Below are 5379 nucleotides of genomic sequence, written 5' to 3'. Positions count from 1 at the left end.
GCCGCCCGCGACGCCGTCCGGGAGGGCTATGTCTCCGGCGGCACCCGCCGCAACCTCGACTGGGTGCGCCCGCACACCGACCTGACCGGGGTGGACGAGGCGACCGCCCTGCTGCTGGCCGACGCGCAGACCTCCGGCGGGTTGCTGGTGGCCGGCGAGGTGCCGGGCGCGCCCGTGATCGGTGAACTCGTCCCCCGCGGCCCCGAGGCGGTCGTGGTGCGGTGAGTGGGTGCGTTCCGGGTTTGCCCGCGCCGACGGCGGGAACGTCGACAGGAATCACCGCCTCGACACGACGACCGACGGCCGGCGCCGGACCCTTTCCGCCGGGCCCGCCCGCGGCCGGGGAGGATCACCATGGCGCAGGCACGCGGCGAGCGGGCCCAGGGCCCGAAGGGCACCCGGGGGATGAGCCGGGGCGACCCCACGATCGACGAGCCGCCCCGGGCGATCGCGGCGGAACTGGAGCTGCGCAGCCCGGCCTTCAACGACGGCACGCTGATCCCGGACCGTTACTCCCGGCAGGGCGGCAACACCGCACCGCCGCTGGAGTGGACCCACGTGCCGGACGGCACCGAGGAGCTCGCCCTGATCTGTGAGGATCCGGACGCCCCGGGCGGCACATTCGTGCACTGGGTGGTCACCCAGATCCCCCCGGAGGCCACCGGCATCGGCGGGACGGACGGCCTCCCGCCCGGCGCGACGGTGGGCCGGAACGGCTTCGGCGATCTCGGCTGGGGCGGACCGCAACCACCCGTGGGCGACGAGGCGCACCGGTACTTCTTCCGGCTCTACGCCGTGGACCGCCCGCTCGGCCTCGACGAGGGGGCCACCGCCGACGACGTGCACGCCGCCGCCGACGACCACTCCCTGGCCCGGGGGACCCTGGTGGGCCTGTTCGCCCGCTGAGCACCCCACCGGGCCCGGTGCGTGCTCATGCGGCCAGCTGGCGGCGGAGCCGCTCGAGTTCGTGCGCGATCCGGTCGACGGTGGTGACCGGCGACCCGGAACTCGCCCGCAGATGATCCAGGATCCACCCACGCACCACCGCCGACGCGGGCACCTCCTGGGCGGCGGCGAACCGGGTCAACCATCTCCGCTGCGCAACACTCCCACGTCGGACGCCGGGCGGGAGGTCGTGTGCGACGTCACGCGGTGATCGAAACGACCGGGTGTCGATACGTTTGCGTTTCGCTTCGGAGTACTTCTAGACTGACTCGGTACGAAACGGTTTCGTTCCTGGAGTTCCCGCATGTCCGAGCAGACCTCCGGCGCTCAGGCACGCCGTACGCGGCTGACGCCCGAGCGCGAGCGGGAGGTGTTCACCACCGTGGTGGACCTCGTCCGGGAACAGGGCTACGAGGCCCTGACGATGGACGCCGTCGCGGCGCGCACTCGGGCCAGCAAGGCGACGCTCTACCGGCAGTGGGAGAGCAAGCCGCAACTGGTGGCGACCGCGCTGCGGCACCTGGCCGAGCCCCTCACCGACGTGGACACCGGCTCGCTGGCCGACGACCTGCGGCACCTGGTCACCGAGTTCCTGGGGCACGCGACCGAGGACACCGCACTGCTCAACGGTCTGGCCCATGCCGTCTCCAAGGACCGTGACCTGTGGCAGGCGCTGTACGAACTGCACATCCGCCCGGGGCTGGACATGCTCGACGCCGTTCTCGCCAGAGCCGTCGAACGCGGCGAACTGGCCCCGGACAACCCCGCACGGGCGTTCCTCCCGCACCTGGTCATCGGTGCGTTCGGCATCCGCAGGCTGATCGAGAACCGGGAGGCCGACGCCGAGTACATGGAGAACTACCTGCGGGCCGTGGTCTTCCCCGCACTCGGCATCGCCTGACGACCCGACCTCCGGGCGCTCCACCGCCGCAGCACCGGGAGATCCCCCGACAACCCGAACAACACGGACCCTTCCCCAACCGACACAACTGGAGTTCCTCGTCCATGGCCACATTGCTGTACCGGCTCGGCCGGTTCGCTTTCCGGCGGCGCGGACTGGTCGCCCTGGTATGGGTGTTGCTGCTCGCCGCCGTGGGCGGCGCCGCCGCGACCAGTTCCTCGTCCGCGTCGTCCTCGATCTCGATCCCCGGAACGGAGGCCCAGCAGGCATTCGAACTGCTGGACGAACGCTTCCCCGGCACCAACCCGGAAGGGGCCACCGCCCGCGTCGCCTTCCAGGCACCGGAGGGTGAACAACTCACCGATCCGGAGAACCGCGCCGCGGTCGGCGAGGTGGTCGGCGAGATCGCCCAGGGGTCGCAGGTGCAGCAGGCGGTCGACCCGTTCCGCGGCCGGGCGGTCAGCCCCGACGGCACGATCGGCTACGCGCAGGTCAACTACGACACCAGCGCGCTCGACCTGACCGAGCGGTCCCGCACCGCCCTGGAGGACGCCGTCGCGCAGGGCCGCGACGCGGGGCTGACCGTCGAGGTCGGCGGGGACGCGTTGATGACCATGCCGGAGACCGGCACCACCGAGGTGATCGGTGTGGTCGTCGCCGCGGTGGTGCTGCTGATCACCTTCGGCGCGCTGGTGGCCGCCGGACTCCCGCTGGTCACCGCCCTGATCGGGGTGGGGATCAGCGTCTCCGCCATCACGGCGCTGACCGGCGTCCTCGAACTCGACAGCACCACCCCGATCCTGGCCACCATGATCGGCCTGGCGGTCGGCATCGACTACGCGCTGTTCATCGTCTCCCGCTACCGAGCCGAACTCGGCGAGGGCCACGAGCCCTACGACGCCGTCGGCCGCGCGGCCGGGACCGCGGGCTCGGCCGTCGTGTTCGCCGGGCTCACGGTGATCATCGCCCTGGCGGGCCTGTCCGTGGTGAACATCCCGATCCTGACGAAGATGGGTCTGGCCGCCGCCGGGGCGGTCGTGCTGGCCGTGCTGGTGGCCGTGACCCTGGTCCCGGCGTTCGTGGGCTTCGCGGGCACGAAGATCCTGCCCCGGAAGCAGCGGGACCGCACGGCCGCGGAGACCGCCCGGGCCGCCGCGGACCGCCCCGGGGCGGGCACCCGGTGGTCCCGCTTCGTGCTGCGCCGCCCGGTGCTGGTGCTGCTGTTCTCCGTCGTCGGCCTCGGGGTCCTCGCGGTCCCCGCGACGGACCTGCGCCTCGGCCTGCCGGACGACGGCTCCAAGCCCACCGACACCACCGAGCGCCGTGCCTACGATCTGATCGCCGAGGGCTTCGGGCCCGGCACCAACGGCCCGCTGATCGTGACCGTGGACGCCGCGGACAGCGGTGACCCGCAGGGGGCCGCGAAGCGCACCGCGAACACCCTGCGCGGACTCGACGGGATCGCCGCGGTGACCCCGCCGCGGTTCAACCCGGCGGGCGACACGGCGATGATCAACGTGGTCCCCGCGTCGGCACCGAGCAGCCCCGCGACCGAGGACCTGGTGCACTCGATGCGCGACCGGGCCGACGGCATCACCGCGGACACCGGCGCGAACGTCCTCGTCACCGGCCAGACCGCGATGGGCATCGACGTCTCCGACAAGCTGGACGCCGCGTTGCTGCCCTACCTGGCCCTGGTGGTGGGACTCGCGTTCCTGCTGCTGATGGTGGTGTTCCGGTCGATCCTGGTGCCGCTCAAGGCCGCACTCGGGTTCCTGCTGTCCGTCGTCGCCGCGCTGGGTGCCGTGGTGGCGGTGTTCCAGTGGGGCTGGCTCGCCGACGTGTTCGGCGTGCAGCAGACCGGGCCGGTGATGAGCCTGATGCCGATCTTCCTGGTCGGCCTGGTGTTCGGCCTCGCGATGGACTACGAGGTCTTCCTGGTGACCCGGATGCGGGAGGCCTTCGTGCACGGGGAGAGCCCGCACGAGTCGATCGTCACCGGCTTCTCCCACGGGGCCCGGGTGGTCACCGCCGCCGCGCTCATCATGATCAGCGTGTTCGCCGGCTTCATCGGCTCGGGTGAGGCGATGATCAAGATGATCGGCTTCGGCCTGGCGATCGCCGTCCTGTTCGACGCGTTCGTGGTGCGGATGACGATCGTGCCCGCGGTGCTCGCCCTGCTCGGCCGGTCCGCCTGGTGGCTGCCCCGGCCGCTGGACAAGGCACTGCCCAACGTCGACGTCGAGGGGGAACGCCTCCAGCAGCGGCTCGACGAGGGTGCCGACCACGACCGGGAGCCGGTTCCGAGCGGTTCCTGAATCCCCGTGGTGCCCGGGGGCCGTCCACGCGGTGTGGGCGGCCCCCGGTCGCGTGTCGGGACCCTCCCGCTCAGGGTGCGGGTTCGAGATGGACGACCTTGGTCACGGTCATCTCGTCGAGCAGTTCGGGGCCGTAACCGAAGCCCTGTCCGCTCGCGCCGCGCGGATGGGCCGCCCCGCCGGGGGCACCGCCGAACACGGCGTTCACCTTGACCGATCCGACCGGAAGCTCCCGGCAGGCCCGCTGGGCATGCGCGAACGAACGGGTGAGCACGGTCGCGGCGAGTCCGTGGCGGTCGTCCCGGGCCAGCGCGAGGCCGTGGTCGAAGTCGTCGACCACCCGCACCGGTGCCACCGGCCCGAACGTCTCCTCACGCATGATCCGCAGGTCGTCGGTGCAGTCCGCGAGCACGGTCGCCGGGTAGCCGGCGCCCGGGCCGTCCGGCACGACCCCACCCGCGCACACCCGCGCCCCGGACGCGACCGCGTCGGTGACGTGGTCGTGCACGGCGGCCCGGTGCCGGGTGTCCACCAACGGGAGCACACCGAGGCCACGGGCCCGGTCGGTGAGCGCGTCGAGGAACGGGCCGGCCACGGCCCGGTGCACGTACACCCGCTCGACCGCGACGCAGATCTGCCCGCTGTTCGCGAACGCGCCGGTCGCGGCCTGCCCGGCCGCCCACTCCGGATCCACGTCGCCGTCGACCAGCAGCGGGTCGTTGCCGCCGTTCTCCAACAGGATCTTCGCCCCCGTGCGCGCCGCCACCCCGGCCAGGGCCCGGCCGGTGGCGGTACCGCCGACGTGGGCGACGACGTCCACGCCGTCCTGCCCGGCCAGCCACGAACCGACCTCGCCGTCCCCGGTGAGGGTGTGCAGCACGCCGTCGGGCAGGTGCGGGGTCAGCACCTCACCGAGCAGCGCCCCGGTGTGCGGACAGCGCTCGCTCGGTTTGGCCACGACCGTGTTCCCGGTGACCAGCGCCGCGCCGATCAGCCCGCACGCCACCGCGACCGGGTCGTTCCACGGGGTCAACACGGCCACCACGCCCCGGGGTTCCGGGATCATCAGATCGGTGGCGTCCACCCCGCCGAGCAGCGACCGGCCCCGGTGCAGCGGGCCGAGCTCGGCGTACTGCTCCAGCGTCGTGGCCCCGGCGAGCACCCCCGCGCGGGCGTCGCGGGTGTCCCGACCGGTCTCGGCCGTGTTCGTCCGGG

Annotated in this window: 5 protein-coding genes and 1 pseudogene; 4 read left to right on the top strand and 2 right to left on the bottom strand. The window is 72.9% G+C overall.

Features of this window, described 5'->3' with window-relative positions; translation table 11 throughout:
- Window positions 1-225: pseudogene (locus tag SACPADRAFT_RS0201215) on the top strand (selenide, water dikinase SelD); the annotation flags it as partial.
- 129 nt (window positions 226-354) lie between these two features.
- On the top strand, window positions 355-906 hold the full coding sequence (locus SACPADRAFT_RS0201210; protein WP_007026322.1) for a YbhB/YbcL family Raf kinase inhibitor-like protein: 552 nt from the start codon (window positions 355-357) through the stop codon (window positions 904-906).
- 25 nt (window positions 907-931) lie between these two features.
- Here the strand turns inward: SACPADRAFT_RS0201210 and SACPADRAFT_RS31915 are convergent, their stop codons facing one another.
- Window positions 932-1087, bottom strand: a complete 156-nt coding sequence (locus SACPADRAFT_RS31915; protein ID WP_233357092.1) for a hypothetical protein — start codon at window positions 1085-1087, stop codon at window positions 932-934.
- 162 nt (window positions 1088-1249) lie between these two features.
- Here SACPADRAFT_RS31915 and SACPADRAFT_RS0201200 point away from each other — a divergent pair, with 162 nt between their 5' ends.
- The gene (locus tag SACPADRAFT_RS0201200; RefSeq protein ID WP_007026323.1) at window positions 1250-1846 is read left to right on the top strand and encodes a TetR/AcrR family transcriptional regulator; all 597 of its coding nucleotides are present in this window, start codon (window positions 1250-1252) and stop codon (window positions 1844-1846) included.
- A 104-nt stretch (window positions 1847-1950) separates the two neighbouring features.
- A complete protein-coding gene (locus SACPADRAFT_RS0201195) occupies window positions 1951-4164 on the top strand; it encodes an MMPL family transporter (RefSeq protein WP_007026324.1) in 2214 nt (737 codons plus the stop codon).
- 70 nt (window positions 4165-4234) lie between these two features.
- Here the strand turns inward: SACPADRAFT_RS0201195 and SACPADRAFT_RS24680 are convergent.
- On the bottom strand, window positions 4235-5379 hold a 1145-nt coding region (locus SACPADRAFT_RS24680; RefSeq protein WP_007026325.1), incomplete at its 5' end, for an aldehyde dehydrogenase family protein.

The sequence above is a fragment of the Saccharomonospora iraqiensis subsp. paurometabolica YIM 90007 genome, from assembly GCF_000231035.2.
GTDB classification, from domain to species: Bacteria; Actinomycetota; Actinomycetes; order Mycobacteriales; family Pseudonocardiaceae; genus Saccharomonospora; species Saccharomonospora paurometabolica.
Note: the sequence above shows the minus strand (reverse complement) of the source record. Positions and strands in the feature narration are given on the sequence as shown.